The organism is Roseibium sp. (assembly GCF_965229775.1).
GTDB lineage: Bacteria > Pseudomonadota > Alphaproteobacteria > Rhizobiales > Stappiaceae > Roseibium.
Genome location: NZ_OZ245929.1, coordinates 6,224,315 through 6,239,763 on the forward strand (window position 1 = coordinate 6,224,315; position 15,449 = coordinate 6,239,763).

General features: G+C 62.2%; 14 protein-coding genes. 4 read left to right on the forward strand and 10 right to left on the reverse strand.

The features are described from left to right. Positions 1–79 precede the first annotated feature (79 nt). Complete coding sequence (locus ACO07N_RS28370; protein ID WP_421984212.1) at positions 80–1,222, reverse strand: TRAP transporter substrate-binding protein; 1,143 nt, start codon at positions 1,220–1,222, stop codon at positions 80–82. A 31-nt stretch (positions 1,223–1,253) separates the two neighbouring features. Next, on the reverse strand, positions 1,254–1,433 hold the full coding sequence (locus ACO07N_RS28375) for a hypothetical protein (protein WP_421984213.1): 180 nt from the start codon (positions 1,431–1,433) through the stop codon (positions 1,254–1,256). 155 nt (positions 1,434–1,588) lie between these two features. On the opposite strand from ACO07N_RS28375, the gene ACO07N_RS28380 reads away from it, so the two are divergent. Beyond that, the gene (locus tag ACO07N_RS28380; RefSeq protein ID WP_421984214.1) at positions 1,589–2,641 is read left to right on the forward strand and encodes a LacI family DNA-binding transcriptional regulator; all 1,053 of its coding nucleotides are present in this window, start codon (positions 1,589–1,591) and stop codon (positions 2,639–2,641) included. 30 nt (positions 2,642–2,671) lie between these two features. On the opposite strand, the gene ACO07N_RS28385 is transcribed toward ACO07N_RS28380, so the two are convergent. The 5 genes from ACO07N_RS28385 to ACO07N_RS28405 form a co-directional block, all read right to left on the reverse strand. Next, positions 2,672–3,493 carry a citryl-CoA lyase gene (locus ACO07N_RS28385; protein ID WP_421984215.1) on the reverse strand — a complete coding sequence of 274 codons (822 nt, stop codon included), beginning with the start codon at positions 3,491–3,493 and terminating at the stop codon, positions 2,672–2,674. After that, positions 3,490–4,683 (reverse strand): CaiB/BaiF CoA transferase family protein, encoded by a 1,194-nt coding sequence (locus ACO07N_RS28390; RefSeq protein ID WP_421984216.1) that lies wholly within the window; start codon positions 4,681–4,683, stop codon positions 3,490–3,492. The genes ACO07N_RS28385 and ACO07N_RS28390 overlap by 4 nt, the downstream gene beginning before the upstream one ends. Positions 4,684–4,710: 27 nt before the next feature. Further along, a complete protein-coding gene (locus ACO07N_RS28395) occupies positions 4,711–6,234 on the reverse strand; it encodes a tripartite tricarboxylate transporter permease (protein WP_421984217.1) in 1,524 nt (507 codons plus the stop codon). A 1-nt stretch (position 6,235) separates the two neighbouring features. Further along, entirely contained in the window at positions 6,236–6,727 is a 492-nt protein-coding gene (locus ACO07N_RS28400; protein WP_421984218.1) for a tripartite tricarboxylate transporter TctB family protein, read from the reverse strand. Positions 6,728–6,811: 84 nt separating this feature from the next. Further along, a complete protein-coding gene (locus ACO07N_RS28405) occupies positions 6,812–7,792 on the reverse strand; it encodes a tripartite tricarboxylate transporter substrate binding protein (RefSeq protein WP_421984219.1) in 981 nt (326 codons plus the stop codon). A gap of 114 nt (positions 7,793–7,906) precedes the next feature. Between ACO07N_RS28405 and ACO07N_RS28410 the strand changes: the two genes are divergently transcribed. The 3 genes from ACO07N_RS28410 to ACO07N_RS28420 are packed head-to-tail and all read left to right on the forward strand — an operon-like array spanning position 7,907 to position 10,964. Beyond that, positions 7,907–8,572 (forward strand): response regulator transcription factor, encoded by a 666-nt coding sequence (locus ACO07N_RS28410; protein ID WP_319383244.1) that lies wholly within the window; start codon positions 7,907–7,909, stop codon positions 8,570–8,572. Continuing rightward, positions 8,569–9,954, forward strand: coding sequence for a sensor histidine kinase N-terminal domain-containing protein (locus ACO07N_RS28415; RefSeq protein ID WP_421984220.1), 1,386 nt, complete (start codon positions 8,569–8,571; stop codon positions 9,952–9,954). The genes ACO07N_RS28410 and ACO07N_RS28415 overlap by 4 nt, the downstream gene beginning before the upstream one ends. Then, positions 9,924–10,964, forward strand: a complete 1,041-nt coding sequence (locus ACO07N_RS28420) for an ABC transporter substrate-binding protein (RefSeq protein WP_421984221.1) — start codon at positions 9,924–9,926, stop codon at positions 10,962–10,964. Before ACO07N_RS28415 ends, ACO07N_RS28420 begins: the two co-directional genes overlap by 31 nt. Before the next feature lie 3 nt (positions 10,965–10,967). Here the strand turns inward: ACO07N_RS28420 and rraA are convergent, their stop codons facing one another. From rraA to acnA, 3 genes are read right to left on the reverse strand one after another with little or no spacing between them, the layout of a single operon-like run. Continuing rightward, positions 10,968–11,468, reverse strand: coding sequence for a ribonuclease E activity regulator RraA (gene rraA, locus ACO07N_RS28425; protein ID WP_421984222.1), 501 nt, complete (start codon positions 11,466–11,468; stop codon positions 10,968–10,970). Further along, complete coding sequence (locus ACO07N_RS28430) at positions 11,465–12,619, reverse strand: 2-methylaconitate cis-trans isomerase PrpF family protein (protein ID WP_421984223.1); 1,155 nt, start codon at positions 12,617–12,619, stop codon at positions 11,465–11,467. Before ACO07N_RS28430 ends, rraA begins: the two co-directional genes overlap by 4 nt. Further along, the gene (gene acnA / locus ACO07N_RS28435; protein ID WP_421984224.1) at positions 12,619–15,198 is read right to left on the reverse strand and encodes an aconitate hydratase AcnA; all 2,580 of its coding nucleotides are present in this window, start codon (positions 15,196–15,198) and stop codon (positions 12,619–12,621) included. The genes ACO07N_RS28430 and acnA overlap by 1 nt, the downstream gene beginning before the upstream one ends. Positions 15,199–15,449 lie beyond the last annotated feature (251 nt).

The following is a 15,449-nucleotide window of genomic DNA, read 5'->3' on the forward strand; positions in this document are numbered from 1 at the left end:
TCTGATGCGGTCATCGGGCGTGGTGATGTTAGAAAAGGGATCTGGCCAGCGCCATGGGCGCTGGCCGATCGACGCACTCTTATGCGTCGTGGACGTAGTAACGGCCCATCGTGTTGGCGGCTTCTTCCAGGCGGCCGAAGGCATCCATGGAACCGGCCAGTTCGACCTTGAACTGATCCCATTCCTCGCGCTGGTATCCGCCGGCTGCCTGCCACTCGGCGAGCTGGTCTTCCGACAGAGAGTGGAATTCCACGCCCGACTTCACCAGTTCGGACATCGCATAGGCGCGCGCCGCCGGAACCTTGGCAAGGTTCTGCTGAGCGGAAATCTCACCCGCGAATTCGATGCCTTCCTGGACATCCGCTGGCAGAGAATTGAACCACTCCAGGTTCATGGAATAGACCTGACTGTCCGGCACCGCCTGCGTGAACGTTACGTGGCTCAGGATGTCCTTGAAGCCGAAGACGTAGAGAGCACCGACGGACGGATCGAGCGCATCGGCAACACCCTGCTTGATCGCGGACGGCGTTTCGCCCCAGGCAACCGGTGTCGGGTTTGCGCCGACCATGCGGTAATACTGCTGCAGCATCGCCGAACCCGGCACGCGGAACTTCACACCGGACAGATCGGAAGGCGTGATCACCTTGTTGCCGCCCTTGCGCACGGCCACGACACGCGGGTCGATGACGACGTAGAACAGCGCCTTGAAGCCGGAGGCTTCGATCTTCGGATGCACTTCCTTTTTCCAGGCATCGGACGTCACGAGGTTGGTGAAGCGCTGGTTCGAACCGCAGAAATACGGCATGTTGATCAGGTCGACAGCCGACGCGAACGGAGCGAAGTTCGACAGGGAATGCTGCGCGGCCTGAATGGTACCGCCCTGAACGGCCTGCGCCAGAGCGCCGCCGGCACCCAGCTGACCGCCCGGAGCAAGCTTGACGTAGACCTTGCCGTTCGTCGCGTTCTGGATGTTTTCCTTGAGGTCGAGCTGCATGATCGGATAGCTGCGCGACGCGCCCAGCACGTAGGCCGTTGCAAGCGTCATGATGTGGTCGGCGGCCTGCTCGCGGGCCCGCTCTTCCTGGGCAGTCTGCGCCACTGCCTCATCCGACCAAAGCACACCGGCTGCGCCCGCAACGACCGCCGCCGTGAAACCGCCTGCACTGGCGAGCTTCAGGAAATTGCGGCGCTCGTGCGATGCGAGATCTTCTGTTTTCTTCATGTTTTCCTCCCAAAAATTCCAAAAGGGTCCGTTATTCGCCGGTTCTTTTCTTTGCTTCTCTCTTCAGGACTGCTGCGGTGAACGAAATGGAGACGGCAAACAGCAAGATCATCTCGCCGACATTGCCAAGCAACGGCGTTCCACCAATTGAACCGATCGAAACATTGATCACGAAAGCGGCAAACAGGACGGCCGCCAAAGCCAAAAGCATGATCACCTCCCAACGATCAGATAACCCGGCTTTCAAAAATGTAAGCGCTTACATTTTTATTTGCAAGCAGAAAAAAGCGTTCTCTGAAAATGAAAATGCATGTATGGGAGTCCGAACCTTTGACACGTGCTTCGCTTCAACGCTGAACTGGACAGATGGAAGAAGTCTCGAATTCACTGAAAGGAGAAGTGCCGACGCTCGCTGATGTCGCCGCGACAGCCGGTGTCTCGACGGCGACGGTTTCCAGGTGTCTCAACACGCCGGACAGGGTCACGAAGAAAACACTGAAGATCGTCATGGATGCGGTCGATCAGCTGGGATATTCGCCGAATTACAGCGCGCGCGCGCTCGCGGCCGGTCGGACCAACACGATCGGCGCGATCATCCCCACGATGGAGAACGCCATCTTTGCGCGCGGCATTCAGGCCTTCCAGGAAGAGCTCCAGCAGAACGGCTGCACGCTTCTGGTCGCGTCCTCTTCCTACCGTCAGGATCTTGAGGAAGAGCAGATCAAGACGTTGACGGTCCGGGGCGCGGATGCCCTGCTCCTGATCGGTTATCAGCGCAATCCGCAGATCTACAACTATCTGGCAAAACGCAATATACCGACGGTGCTGACCTGGGCGTCCAATCCGGACAAACAGCACTTGTCGGTGGGCTTCAACAACCGGCTCGCAATGCGCTCCCTGGCTGAACTGGTCATTAGGAACGGTCACACCGTGATCGGCTGCATCTCGGCCGATACCGAAGCGAACGACAGGGCCCGTGACCGTGTTAGCGGCATACGTGATGCCATGGCAGAGGCGGGTCTCGACCCGTCCGACCTGATCGTCCAGGAAACCCAGTATTCGATCGAAAAGGGCGACATGGCCTTTCGCAGCCTCATGTCCCGGGACGTTCGCCCGACCGCCGTCATGTGCGGCAACGATGTTCTGGCAGTGGGTGCCCTGCGCGCAGCCACCGCCTTGAACATGAGTAGCCCGGATGACGTCTCCATCACCGGTTTCGACGACATCGAGCTGGCCAGCGTCGCACCGGTCCCGCTGACCACCGTTCACGTCCCCCATCGGCGGATGGGTCAATGCGCGGCACGCGCGCTCATCAGCGCGATCAACGGCAAACCTCCGGAAAGCGTGGAACTCCCAACCACGATCTGCCGCCGGAACACGCTTGGACCGGCGCCGCAAAAAGGCCCCTCGAGACGATAACGGAACGGCGCCGATACCCGGACGCCGGCCTCAGTCGCGATCCTCGATCGGATTCGGACCGGTGTATGTCCAGCGATAGTCGGGAGGTGTCGGCCCCTTGTTCCGGCCGCCCTGCTGCATCTGCTCCCAGGCATGGGCAAGCACGCCGACAGAGCGGGACAGGCAGAACAGGCCGCGGGCGAGCTGTGGCGCAAACCCGAGTTCCGCGTAGACGACCGCCGTCGCTCCGTCGATATTCATCGGCACCGGCTTGCCTTTGCGCGTGTTGAGGATCTCTTGAACGGCGCGTCCGATCTCAGCAAACCGTCCGCTGACCGTCCCTTCCTCCGCCGCAGCGTCAACGAGACCGAGCAGCCTCGGTGCGCGCGGATCCTCCGGCTTGTGGAACCTGTGTCCGAAGCCTGGAACAAACCGGCTACGTTTGGCCTGCCAGCGATCGATCTCCTGCGCTGCCGCGTCTTCCAGCGCCAGCCCGCCGTCAGCCGCCCTGTCGATTGACGTATAGAGTTCCACGGCCTGCTCACCGGCCCCGCCATGAACGTCGTCGAGCATGTTGACCGCCGACGCCATGGCGCCGTTCAGGCCGAGCCCACAGGTGACCGCCATGCGTGCGGCAGCGATCGACGGCGCTTGCGGCCCGTGGTCGACCGCCGCGACCAGCGCACACTCGAGCAGCCTTGCCTGCCCGGCATCCGGCAGGTCGCCGCGTGTCATCAGCCAGATCATCTGCGGAAACGAGACCGTGCCGATCAGCTCTTCAATCGGGTGCCCCCGAAACCGGATCTGACCCGGCACCATGTCGATGATCTCCGTCGACCACCAGTCGGAGACGTCCTTGCCCGATGAACTCATACCGCACCGTCTTTCTGAAGCTCGATCAGCTCTTCGTCGGAAACGCCGAGATCCCGCCAGATTTCGCCATTGTGCTCACCGAGCAATGGCGGCGGAGCATCGACTTTGGGTGCCACGCCATCGAGCTTGATCCCGGTTCTCGTGACCGTGATATCGCGCCCCACACCGGGGACATTCTCATAGCTTCCCAGGAAACCGCGATCCGCGACCTGAGGCATCTCTAGCACTTCGGGAACGCTCAGCACCGCGCCCGACGGCACGCCGATGCGATTGAGCTCCTTTGCCCAGTCCCGGGCGGGCCGGGTCTTGAGGACCGTTTCCAGTTCCGCCTTGAGTGCGAGCCGGTTCCGTTTCCGGTCTTCCCGCGTTGCGTAGTCGGGCCGTGCGCGCAGTTCACTCAGGCCCAGATGATCCGTCAGCAGCACCCATTGCTCGTCCTTGTTCGCGGCAATGTTGAGGAGGCCGTTGCCCGCCTCGAACGCGCCCGACGGTGCGGACGTGACGTTCTCGTTGCCGTTGGCTGCCGGCTCGACACCGGCATTGAGATAATTCGACACCACCCAGCCCATCGTCGCCAGAACGGATTCCAGCATCGACACGTCGATGAAGCTGCCCCGTGGCTTGGCGTTGAGGGCGGCGGAAATGGCAAATGCCGCCGTAATCCCGCCGACCGTGTCCGCAACCGGGTAGCCGACCCGGAGCGGCGCACTGTCACTGTCACCGGTGATCGACATGACCCCGGACGCCCCCTGGATGATCTGGTCGTAGGCCGGCCGGTGGACCCAGGGCCCATCCTGGCCAAACCCGGAAATCGCGCAATAGATGAGCCGCGGATTTTCCGCTTTCAGCGTCTCGTAGCCAACCCCGAGCCGGTCCATCACGCCGGGACGGAAGTTCTCGACCAGCACATCTGCGGTTCCGACGAGCTTCAGGAACAGCGCCCTGCCCTTCGGGTGCTTGAGATTGACCGTAACGGATTTCTTGCCGGCATTCTGGGCGAGAAACGAAACGCCCATGCCCTTGTCGTTCAGCTCCGGATCGGCCCCCAGCTTGCGCGCCAGGTCGCCCCGGCCGGCAGCCTCGACCTTGATGACCTCCGCCCCCAGATGTGCCAGATGGTGGCAGCAAAAGGGGCCGGCGAGCACGTTTGTCAGGTCAAGAACCCTGATCCCTTCAAGCGGTTTCGACACCTGGCGCGTTCCTTGATCCGGCCACCCTCAATCGCCGTCGGCAACGCCTTCGGCGCGCAGCCGTGCGCGTCTGGCGCGGTATCCCGGCAGGACCACCAGCACGACGGCAAGGATCAGCAATCCGAGCGTCATCGGCCGTTCCCAGACGAAGCCCACGCCGTCATAGAGCTGCATGGCGCGTGAGAAGTTGTTCTCAAGCAACGGTCCGAGAATGAACCCGATCAGGAGCGGAGCCAGCGGGTAATCCGCGAACCGGAACAGCGTCGCACAGATCCCGAACCCGACCAGAATCAGGAGTTCCGTGGCGTTGTTCTGCCCGATATAGGCGCCCATCAAGGTGAAAAACAGGATGAACGGGATCAGGTAATTGCGCGGAACTGCGAGCACTTTCGCAATATAGGGGATCAGCGGCAGGTTCAGGATCAGGAGAACCAGATTGCCGAGATACATGGAGATGATCACCGCCCAGAAGATCTGCGGCTCGTCGACCATCAGGCGCGGACCGGGACTGACATTGAGGGCGATCAGCGCCCCAAGCAGGATCGCCGTGGTGCCCGAACCGGGAATACCGAGCGTCAGAAGCGGCACGAAGGACCCCGTACAAGCCGCATTGTTGGCGCTTTCCGGCGCGGCAATGCCCTTGACCGAGCCCTTGCCGAACTGCTCCTGCTCCTCCTTGGAGGCAATGTTGCGCTCCACCGCATAGCCGAGGAACGATGCGATTGTCGCACCTGCGCCCGGCAGAACGCCGATGAAGAACCCCTGGAGCGACTGGCGGCCGATGACCGGCGTGATGCTGCGGGCTTCTTCGCCGGTGATGCGCAGGTTCTTGATCTTGCCCCCGTCGCTGCCATCCCCGGTCTTGGACCGGTTCGGGTCGAGCACGAGGAAGATGGCTTCCGGCAGCGCGAACATCGCCATGGCCAGCGTGATGAAGCCGAAGCCCGACTGCAGGTCCATGACGCCCATCGTGAAGCGCGGCGCATTGAACAAGACGCCCTCCCCGACGGTGGCCATCATCAGCCCGAGGAACGTCATCAACAGCGCCTTGCCCACCTGGCCTGTTCCGGCAAAGGCGGCAATCGCCGACAGGCCGACGACCATGAGTGCGAAATATTCGGACGAATGGAACAGCAGTGCGACCGAGGCGAGCGCAGGCGCAAAAACCATCAGCAGAATGGCGCCGATCGTCCCCCCCGAGAACGAGGCAATCGCCGCAACCGTCAGTGCCTTGCCGGCCTGGCCCTTGCGCGCCAGCGGATAGCCGTCGAACGAGGTGGCGACGGTGGAGGCAACACCCGGCGCGTTGATCAGGATCGACGATGTCGAGCCGCCGAAAACGGCACCGTAATAAACGCCGGCCAACAGGATCAGCGCTGCGGACGGATCGCCGATCGTGATGGCGACCGGGATCATGATGGCGATGATCGACATCGGGCCAAGCCCGGGCAACATGCCGATGAAGGTGCCGATCAGGCAACCGCCGACCACCATCAGGATGTTCGTGAAAGTAAAGGCCGTTGAAAGGCCTGTCAGAAGTCCTTCAAGCATCTCAGCCCCCGCTCACGAAAAAAGGGAAAGGACTCAGGAAGATCCCGAGCACCACGTCCACCAGGTACCAGACCGTGCCGGCCGCAATGGCGGCAACGAGCCCCATCGTGACGTAGCGGCGCTCACCGAGGATGAAGCTGCCGACCGTCAGGAACAGGAAGGTGGATGCAAGAAAGCCGAGCGGCCGTAGCAGCAGCGCATAGGCAACCATCAGGGCGAGCAGCAGCACCGCCTGTCCGACCTTGTATTCATGCAGGCGCGACAGATTGATATCTGCGGCGTCCTTCTTTTCGGGAGACTTCTCCAGGCCCAGGAGAACGGACAGGGACAACAGGATGCCTCCGATCACCAGAACCTTCGGAAAGCTCGATGGCCAGATCGGACTGCGCTTCATGATCGGCGGCAGCAGCGCGTCCATTGTGAAATAGGCTGCATAGCCATAGGCCAGACAGATCAGCAGGATGACTAGGGCCAGCCAGCGGTCGAGCGCCATCGTTCCCCCCCAGGATTTCTTGATTGGTTGACGCGTCCGGGCGAACCCGGACGCGCTTGTCTTCGTGCCGGTTTGAACCGGGGCTTAGAGGAAGCCGAGCTGCTTCATCAGGTCGCCGATCACCTGCTCCTGTCCTTCCAGGAAGGTGCGGAAATCATCGCCCGGGTTGTGGATGTTGACCCAGCCGTTGCGTGCACGGACTTCTTCCCACTCGGGGGTGTCATACATCTTGGCGATCGCGGCCTGGTAGGCAGCCAGCTTGTCAGCCGGCAGTCCGGGTGCTGCGAAGAAACCGCGCCAGTTGACGAAGGTCGTGTCGTTGCCCTGCTCCACCATGGTCGGTGCATCGGCATAGGCGTCCACGCGCTCGGGAGCCGTCACGCCGATGATGCGGACTTCACCGGCCTTGGCCAGTTCAACAGCTTCGGAGAAGCCGGTGGAAACAGCCTGGACTTCGCCGGAGAGCAGGCCGGCCATTGTTTTGCCGCCGCCGTCATACGGAACGTATTTCAGCGCGACCGGATCAGCACCGGCTGCCTGGAAAACCATGGCTGCAACGAGGTGGTCCATGCCGCCCGGAACGGAGCCACCGCCAACAGCGGTTCCTGCCGGATCCGCCTTGAAGGCTTCGATCAGACCGTTGACGTCCTGAATTTCGCTGTTCGCAGGCACCACGAGTGCCGCGTAGTCACCGATCGTGCCGGCAACCAGGGTCAGATCGCGGAAGTTCTGCGGGAACACGCCTGTCAGCGAACGGATCACGATCGGGGTCGAGTTGACCATGAGCGTGCCGTGGTTGCTGTCGGCGTTTTCGATCAGGTAGCCGATGGCCTTGCCACCACCGCCGCCGGACATGTTTTCATAGGATGCAGAGCCGACAAGACCGGCTTTGGTCAGGGCTTCGCCCGTTCCGCGCGCGGTTCCGTCCCAGCCGCCGCCTGCTCCGCCCGGGATCAGGAAGTGGATGCTGTCGACGACTTCTTCAGCGAAGGTCGGTGTTGCGAATGAAAGAGACGCGGCAGCAGCCGCCAGAACGACCCGGCGGGTCATCTTCATAAGTGTCATAATATCCTCCCAGACACGCAGAGGCTTCACGAGCCTCTTGCAAACCACAAAAGAAGTGGGAAAGCTGACAGGAACCTGTCACATCATCAAAAACATTGGCAAACGGCTGAAAACATGCGCTTCCTGCTGATCGAGGATAACGAAAAACTGGCAAAAGCGATTGTTGATCGGCTGAGTCTGGACGGGCATGTGGTCGATCACGCACCCGATCTGGAGACGGCCGCGGACTGTCTGGCCTCGACGGCATACGAATTGATTCTGCTCGACATCATGCTCCCGGACGGGGACGGCAGAACCTTTCTCGAGACCCACCGCACGGGCGACAACGACACCCCGGTGATCGTCCTGACCGCGCGCTCGGAAGTGTCCGACCGCGTTCGCATGCTCGACCTCGGCGCCGACGACTACATCACCAAGCCGTTCGATTTTTCCGAACTGGAAGCCAGGTGCCGCGCCGTGCTCCGGCGCCGCCAGGGGGCGGCCCGGAACCAGAAGACCTTCGAGGACGTGGTTTTCGATCCCTTGGCAGGGACCGTCGCGGTCGCGGGAGAGGTCTCTGATCTCAGGAACCGCGAATTGCGGCTGCTGGAAGTCTTCTTCTCAGCACCGGACATGATCTTTTCAAAGTCGCATCTGGTCGACCGGCTGTTTTCCTATGACGAGGACGTTTCGGAAAACGCAATCGAGGTCTACGTCGGCCGGGTCCGCAAGAAATTACAGGGCGGCCGCGTCAGGATCGAGACGGTGCGCGGCGTCGGCTACCGGATGACCGCCACATGACAACCGTCCGCGCGCGTGGTTCCCTTCGCAGACGCCTTCTGCTCCAGCTTCTTCTGGTGGCGGCAATTCTGTCCGTCGCGCTTTACTTCACCGTGCGCGCCCTGGCCCAGCAGGCTGCAGAGACGACGCAGGACAACATTCTGATCGCCTCGGCCACTGCGATTTCGGAAGCGGCCCGGGCCGAACGCGGCCAGATCCTCGTGGACGTCCCCTATTCCGCCCTTTCCATGCTCGGTTCCATAGCGGAAGAGCGGGTGTTCTACCGCGTCACCGCGGACGATCTGACGGTGACCGGCTACGATGACCTGCCCATGCCGCCAGCCGCGTCGGAAGTCGGCGCACCGGTCTTTACAACCACCATCTACAAGAGTGACGAAGTACGCGTCGCCGCGCTTCCGCGACGCCTCACAGTGGGCGACGAAACCGTGATCCTGACGGTTCTGGTCGCCCAGACCCGCCTGGGGCTCGCAGCCGTTTCACTGCAGATCTCCATCGCTGCGGCGGCCGCGGGCGTCGGCTTCTTCCTGCTGTCGGGCGCGCTCAGCTGGTTTGCCACCAACAATGCGATGCGCCCGCTCAACAGGCTCGCGCAGTCCGTCGAGCGCCGCGGCCCGCAGGATCTCAGTCCGGTGGAGACATCCGCGCCGACCGAACTGGTTCCGCTGCTTCAGTCCCTCAACACTTTCATGGCCCGCCTGAGCGCGTCTCTCGCCCGGACGGAAGACTTTATCGCCGAAGCCGCCCATCACGTCCGCACGCCGCTGGCAACCGTGCGGACACAGTCCGAAATCGCCATGCGCAGCGTGCGCAAGCCGGAGAACAAGCAGATCCTGCGCGAAGTCATCCGCGCCGCGGACGAAAGCTCGCGCTCTGCCGGGCAGCTCCTCGATCATGCCATGGTGGCTCTGCGCTCCGACAACCTGGAAAAGGAACGTCTGAACATGAAGGATCTCGCCCAGGACGTGATCCGGTCGATCAGCCCGACGGCCGATCTGAAAGACATCCGCATCACCTGTTCCGGCTCCGACACCACAAGCTCCGTCGAAGGGGACCCCATCCTCCTGCAGAACGCCCTGCGCAATCTGCTCGACAATGCGGTGAAATATTCGCCCGAGGACAGCCGGATCAAGGTCGAGATATCGGAAGCCGCAACCACCGTTCAGGTCGATGTGCTCGATGAAGGCAGGGGACTTGGTGACGGCGACCGGCAACACTTGACGCAGCGCTTCGGGCGGGGAGACAACGTGAAGGACATCATCGGATCGGGCCTCGGCCTGACGATCGTGGACGAAGTCGTGCGGGCACACGGCGGAACGCTGGCTTTGACCGACAATCCGGAAGGGAGAGGAACGTGCGCCTCCATCACCTTGCCTTCAGCCTGATCGCAGGCCTGATCCTGCTGGCGACCACGGCGCATGCATTCGTCGCCGAAGAGGAACGTCTGTTCGAGGTCGACAATCCGTCGGCAACGCTGAACATCATTTCAACGGCCGACCTCGACATCTTCTCCCCCCTTGTCGATGCTTTTCAGGAGCGCAACCCGACAATCCGTGTGCGCTACGTCACCGCGTCGAGCAGCGAACTCATGAAGGCCCTTTTCGAGGAAAGCGCCGAATTCGACATCGCGATCTCTTCCGCCATGGACCTGCAGACCAAGCTCGTCAATGACGGCTTTGCCGAACGGCATGTTTCCGCCGAAACCGGATCCCTGCCCGCCTGGGCGAAGTGGCGCGACCGGCTGTTTGCCTTCACGCAGGAACCCGCGGTTCTGGTCTATTCGCGGGAAGCCTTTGAAGGCCTTCCGCAGCCCACGAACCGGGACGAGCTGATCGCGCTTCTGCGCGAAAACCCCGACAGGTTCAATGGCCGGGTCGGCACCTATGACATCCGGGAAAGCGGTGCAGGATATTTGTTTGCGACACAGGATTCCCGGCAATCGGAATCGCTCTGGCGCATGGCCGAAGTCATGGGGAGACTGAATGCCAGGCTCTATTGCTGTTCCAGCCAGATGATCGGGGACGTCGTCGATGGCCAGCTGGCGCTGGCCTACAACGTTCTCGGCAGCTACGCGGCCGCGCGGCTGGAAGAGCATCCGGATCTGGATATCCTCCAGTTCAAGGATTTCACGACCGTGATGCTGCGCACGGTTCTGATCCCGAAGACTGCCCGGGATACGGATTTGGCCGGCCAGTTCATCGATTTCCTGGTGTCGGCGGACAACCGGGATCTCATCGAGGAACGGACAGGTCTGCCGGCCATTGACCCGGCCGTCTTGCAAAGGGAAGCCGCCTTCCGTCCGATCCGGCTTGGTCCGGGCCTCCTGGTCTACCTGGATCAGCTCAAGCGCAGAACCTTCATCCGCGCCTGGCTGAACGCCATGGTGCAGCCATGAGACCTAAATGGCTAGCGGTTCGTCGGTGACAAGCACCCCGTCGGCGTCGCAATAGATGAACATGCCCGGCTCGATGAGAACGCTCCCGAAGGCAACGGGCACATCAATTGCACCCGTGCCCGCCTTTGCGGATCTGACGGGGCTGGTTCCAAGCGCCTTGATGCCAAGATCGAGACCCGCCAGCATTTGCGCATCCCGGACAGCGCCGTTGATCACGATCCCGGCCCAGCCGTTGTTGATGAGCCGGTCGGCCATCCTGTCGCCGAGCAGAGCCGTGCGCATCGAGCCGCCGCCGTCCAGCACGATCACCCCGCCATCGCCCTTGGCCGAGAACAGCTCTTCCTGCACAAGCTTGGTGTCCTCGACCATCACCGCTGTCCGGATCCTTCCGGAAAAGAAACGTTTCCGGCCGAAATCGAGAAACGGCAACTGCACGAGGCGCACCTTGTCCGGATGGGCATCGTTGAGGTCGCATGTCGGATGAAAGGTCACGGTCGTGTTCACGAGGGTTCCTCCAGCAGTTTGGCAGGATAAAGCACCGCCCCCTCCATGAGGCGCCGCTGTGTCCGGAATGTCCCTGCGCTCAGCGCCTCCGGTCCGTCGGCGCCGCGACGCACATTGGCCGTGACCATCAGGACGCCCGACGGGGTTCCAACCCGAAGATCCTTGCCCTCGATCCCGGCAGTTTCCTGAACCAGGGAACCGGGCACCTGTGCCGCAACCGCCGTGCACATGCCGCCGGTCAGCGTGATGGCCCGGTGGAAATTGCCCATCGAGACGAGACGCACGTTGAGGTCATGGGACGCCGTGTCATGGCGTACGCCGTCAAGCGAGGTGAACTGTGATGCCCGCCCGAGCATGGCCACCTTGGGATTGGAGCGTTTCACCTCGTCCGGCGTCACCGCCATGCCCATCGCGACGGCTCCCGCCCGGCGGACAGCCTCGATGCGCGACATCAGGTCCTTGTCACCGTCAAGGACGCCCGGCTGTTCCGTTGCCGTCTTGCCGAGATCTGCCGCACGCACATAGACGACGGGATTAGCGGCATCGATGAGCGAGGCCCTGATCGGTCCAAGTCCTTCGACCGTCAACGTGTCGACCGCATTGCCCGTTGGCAGAAGTCTTCCTGTGGCAGCACCGCCCGGTGTCAGGAACTCCAGAACGACCGGAGCACCGGTCCCCGAAACACCCGGTATGGAAACATCGCCCTCTTCGACGGCCTTGCCGTCCGCGACCGGGAACCGGCTGTGGTAGATGCGCCTGGTATTCGTGTCATAGATCCGGACAAGCGCACCGGTCTGCGCGGGCTCGAGATCGATCATGCCCTCATCGACGGCGAAGGGACCGACACAGCTCGCCATGTTGCCGCAGGCCGATCCGTAATCCGCCAATGGCTCGTCGACCGCGATCTGCACGAACGTGTAGTCGACATCGGCATCGTCACGATCGGACGGTTTGACGATCACCACCTTGGACAGCGACGACAGTCCGCCGCCCATCCCGTTCAGCTGACGGCCATAGGCGTCGGGGCTGCCGAGCACATGCAGGAAGATCCGGTCCCGGACGGCCTGGCCGCCCGGCAGGTCCTTGCCGTTGAAAACGACCGCCTTGGATGTTCCGCCGCGATAGAAGGCGGCACGCAAGCGGTTCGGCATCAGGCTGCTCCTTGAAGGAAGTTGCGGAACGCGCGCGGCAGGAGACCGCCCTCGGCAAAGGTTGCGCGTTCACCGTCATTGTAGAGACGCAGATCCAGCGGTGTCATGTCGTAGCTGCCGTCCTTGCGGTGCACCGTCAGCATGGCGCCTGTCAGGTCCGCATCGAAGTCGATGTCATAGGTCTCGCTGCCGTCCAGGCCAAGCGTGTGCCGTGTGACGCCTTTCGGGAAACAGAGCGGCGCGATCCCCATGTTGACCAGATTGGACCGGTGGATGCGTTCGAAGCTCTCCACGATCACAGCCCGGACGCCGGCGAGCCATGGCGCTTTCGCCGCCGTGTCGCGTGACGATCCGCAGCCATACTCCTTGCCCCCGATCACGACGAGTTTCTGCGCCCGCTCGAGATAGGTCTCGATCGCCTTGTAGATCGAGGCGACATTGCCCTCGGGCTCGATCCGGGTCCAGGACCCTTCCTTGTCCGGCGTCATCTCGTTGCGCAGCCTGTAATTGGCATAGGTCGAGCGCACCACGACATCCGAACAGCCGCGCCGGGTGCCGAAGGAATTGAAGTCGCGCGGCGAGACGCCGAGCTTCTGCAGGAACTGTCCGGCTTCCGATTCCGGCGTGATGATCCCGGAGGGCGATATGTGGTCCGTGGTGACGCTGTCGCCGAGTATGACCAGCGGCCGCAATCCTTTCAGGTTGCTGAGGGGCGGCGTCTTGGCGTCGATCTCGCGCACGAAGGGCGGAAACGAGATATAGCTGGACGGCACCCATTCATAGGTCCCCTGCCCGGCCTCAAGGGCATTCCAGTGCGTGTTCACGTCGCTGATCGCAGCGTAATTCGTGCTGAATTCCTCCGGTGTCACGAAGGTCTTGACGATCTCCGTCACTTCATCCGCGCTCGGCCAGAGATCCGACAGCATCACCGGATTGCCATTCTGGTCGGTACCCAGCGGTTCCGTCGTGATGTCCTTGAGGATCGTCCCCATCAGCGCATAGGCGACCACGAGCGGCGGCGAAGCGATCATGTTGCGGGAGGCAAGCGGATGGATGCGCCCTGCAAAGTTCCGGTTGCCCGACAGAACCGCGATCCCCTTGATATCGTTTTCCTTGATGGCGGTTTCATGCGCCGGATCCAGCGGCCCGGACATGCCGTTGCAGGTCGAACAGGAAAACGCGGCCACTTCGAACCCGAGCGCGTCCAGCGAGGTCTGCAGCCCGCTCTTTTCAAGATATCCGGCAACCACCCTGGAACCGGGTGCGAGCGATGTCTTCACGTGAGGCGGGACCTTCAGGCCGCGGGCAACGGCATTGCGTGCCATCAGGGCCGCCGTGACCATGTTGCGGGGATTGGCCGTGTTGGTACAGCTCGTGATCGCGGCAATGATCACGTCGCCGTCGCCGATGTCGTGCTCCTTGTCCGGTACGTCGACACGCCGGACGGTTTCCCCCTCAAGTCTCAGCCGGTCGCTGGCCTTCGCCAGATCGATACGCTGCTCGGGACGCGAGGGGCCGGCGACCGACCGGCCGATGCTGCCGAGATCCAGCTGGACCACCTCGTCATATTCGATCGCCGGATCAGCGCCCGTGACCCACAGGTCCTGCGCCTTGCAGTAGATCTCCGTGTTGCCGGCCGCCTCACCGCGCCCCGTGTCACGCAGATAGGCCGTCGTGCGCTCGTCGACCGGACAGAACACCATCGTCGATCCGTATTCGGGCGCCATGTTTGCGATGGTCGCGCGGTCCGCGACGCTGAGCGTTCCGTATCCGGGACCGAAGAGCTCGACGAACGTGTCGACGACACCGAGCGCGCGCAGCCGTTCCGCGATCACCAGCGCGATATCGGTCGCCATGATGTCGTCCGACGGCGCGCCGCTGATCTCGAGTCCGATCACGCGCGGAACGTTGACGGGCGTGGTCTCGCCGAACAGCACGGCCTCGGCTTCTAGCCCGCCGACGCCCCACCCCATGATGCCGAGCGCGTTGATCATCGGCGTGTGGCTGTCCGTTCCCAGACAGGAATCTGGAATGAGAAGTCCCGGGTCTTCGTTTGAGGGCAACACGGTCTGTCCGAGATATTCAAGGTTCACCTGGTGGCAGATGCCTCCGCCCGGCGGCATGACGCGCAGGCGCGGGAACCGGGTTTCGCATGCTTTCAGGAAGGCGAAGCGTTCGCGGTTGACCTCGAATTCACGGTCCATGTTCTTTTGCAGGGCGAACCTGTCCGCCCAGTGGTTGATCGACATGGAGTGGTCGATCACAAGGTCGACTGGCAGGCTCATGTCAACGCTGAGCGGATCACCGCCCTGCTCTTCCAGCAGGTTGCGCATCGCCATGATGTCGATCAGCGCCGGGATGCCCAGCATGTCATGCAGCAACAGCCTTGCCGGCCGGAAAGGCACCGCCTCGCCATTGCGCGCAAGCACCTCGAGCGCCGCCGCGCCCTCTGGCGAATGACGCGCGGCGTTTTCGGCCAGGAGCCGCAGGGAATACGGCAGGCTCCGGTATCTGTCACCCAGAATGCCCCTGTAGTCTGCCGCCTGAAATGATGAATTTGCGATCGGATGGGTACGCACTTTGCCTCTCCTCGGTTGATGCAAGGTTAGGGTCAGGACTCATTAATTTGTTTGAATTGGCGCAGCAAACGGCGATGAGCTGAAAGGAAAAGCGCGACAAGCGGGCTTCCTGCCCGGTTGAGCGGTTTGACGTAACAGATCGAAGCCGTTTTTGCGTCCCGCAGGGATAGGATGAATTTGCCCGGCAACATCGTTGCAAATCTATGGAAACCGGACGGTTTCCTGCAGCTTTGCGCCTCGTATCCGAACAA

Excerpts from the sequence above, each read along its gene's own strand:
- ACO07N_RS28370 (WP_421984212.1), bottom strand. The coding sequence starts at position 1,222 with ATGAAGAAAACAGAAGATCTCGCATCGCACGAGCGCCGCAATTTCCTG.
- ACO07N_RS28375 (WP_421984213.1), bottom strand. The coding sequence starts at position 1,433 with ATGCTTTTGGCTTTGGCGGCCGTCCTGTTTGCCGCTTTCGTGATCAAT.
- ACO07N_RS28380 (WP_421984214.1), top strand. The coding sequence starts at position 1,589 with ATGGAAGAAGTCTCGAATTCACTGAAAGGAGAAGTGCCGACGCTCGCT.
- ACO07N_RS28385 (WP_421984215.1), bottom strand. The coding sequence starts at position 3,493 with ATGAGTTCATCGGGCAAGGACGTCTCCGACTGGTGGTCGACGGAGATC.
- ACO07N_RS28395 (WP_421984217.1), bottom strand. The coding sequence starts at position 6,234 with ATGCTTGAAGGACTTCTGACAGGCCTTTCAACGGCCTTTACTTTCACG.
- ACO07N_RS28400 (WP_421984218.1), bottom strand. The coding sequence starts at position 6,727 with ATGGCGCTCGACCGCTGGCTGGCCCTAGTCATCCTGCTGATCTGTCTG.
- ACO07N_RS28405 (WP_421984219.1), bottom strand. The coding sequence starts at position 7,792 with ATGACACTTATGAAGATGACCCGCCGGGTCGTTCTGGCGGCTGCTGCC.
- ACO07N_RS28410 (WP_319383244.1), top strand. The coding sequence starts at position 7,907 with ATGCGCTTCCTGCTGATCGAGGATAACGAAAAACTGGCAAAAGCGATT.
- ACO07N_RS28415 (WP_421984220.1), top strand. The coding sequence starts at position 8,569 with ATGACAACCGTCCGCGCGCGTGGTTCCCTTCGCAGACGCCTTCTGCTC.
- ACO07N_RS28430 (WP_421984223.1), bottom strand. The coding sequence starts at position 12,619 with ATGCCGAACCGCTTGCGTGCCGCCTTCTATCGCGGCGGAACATCCAAG.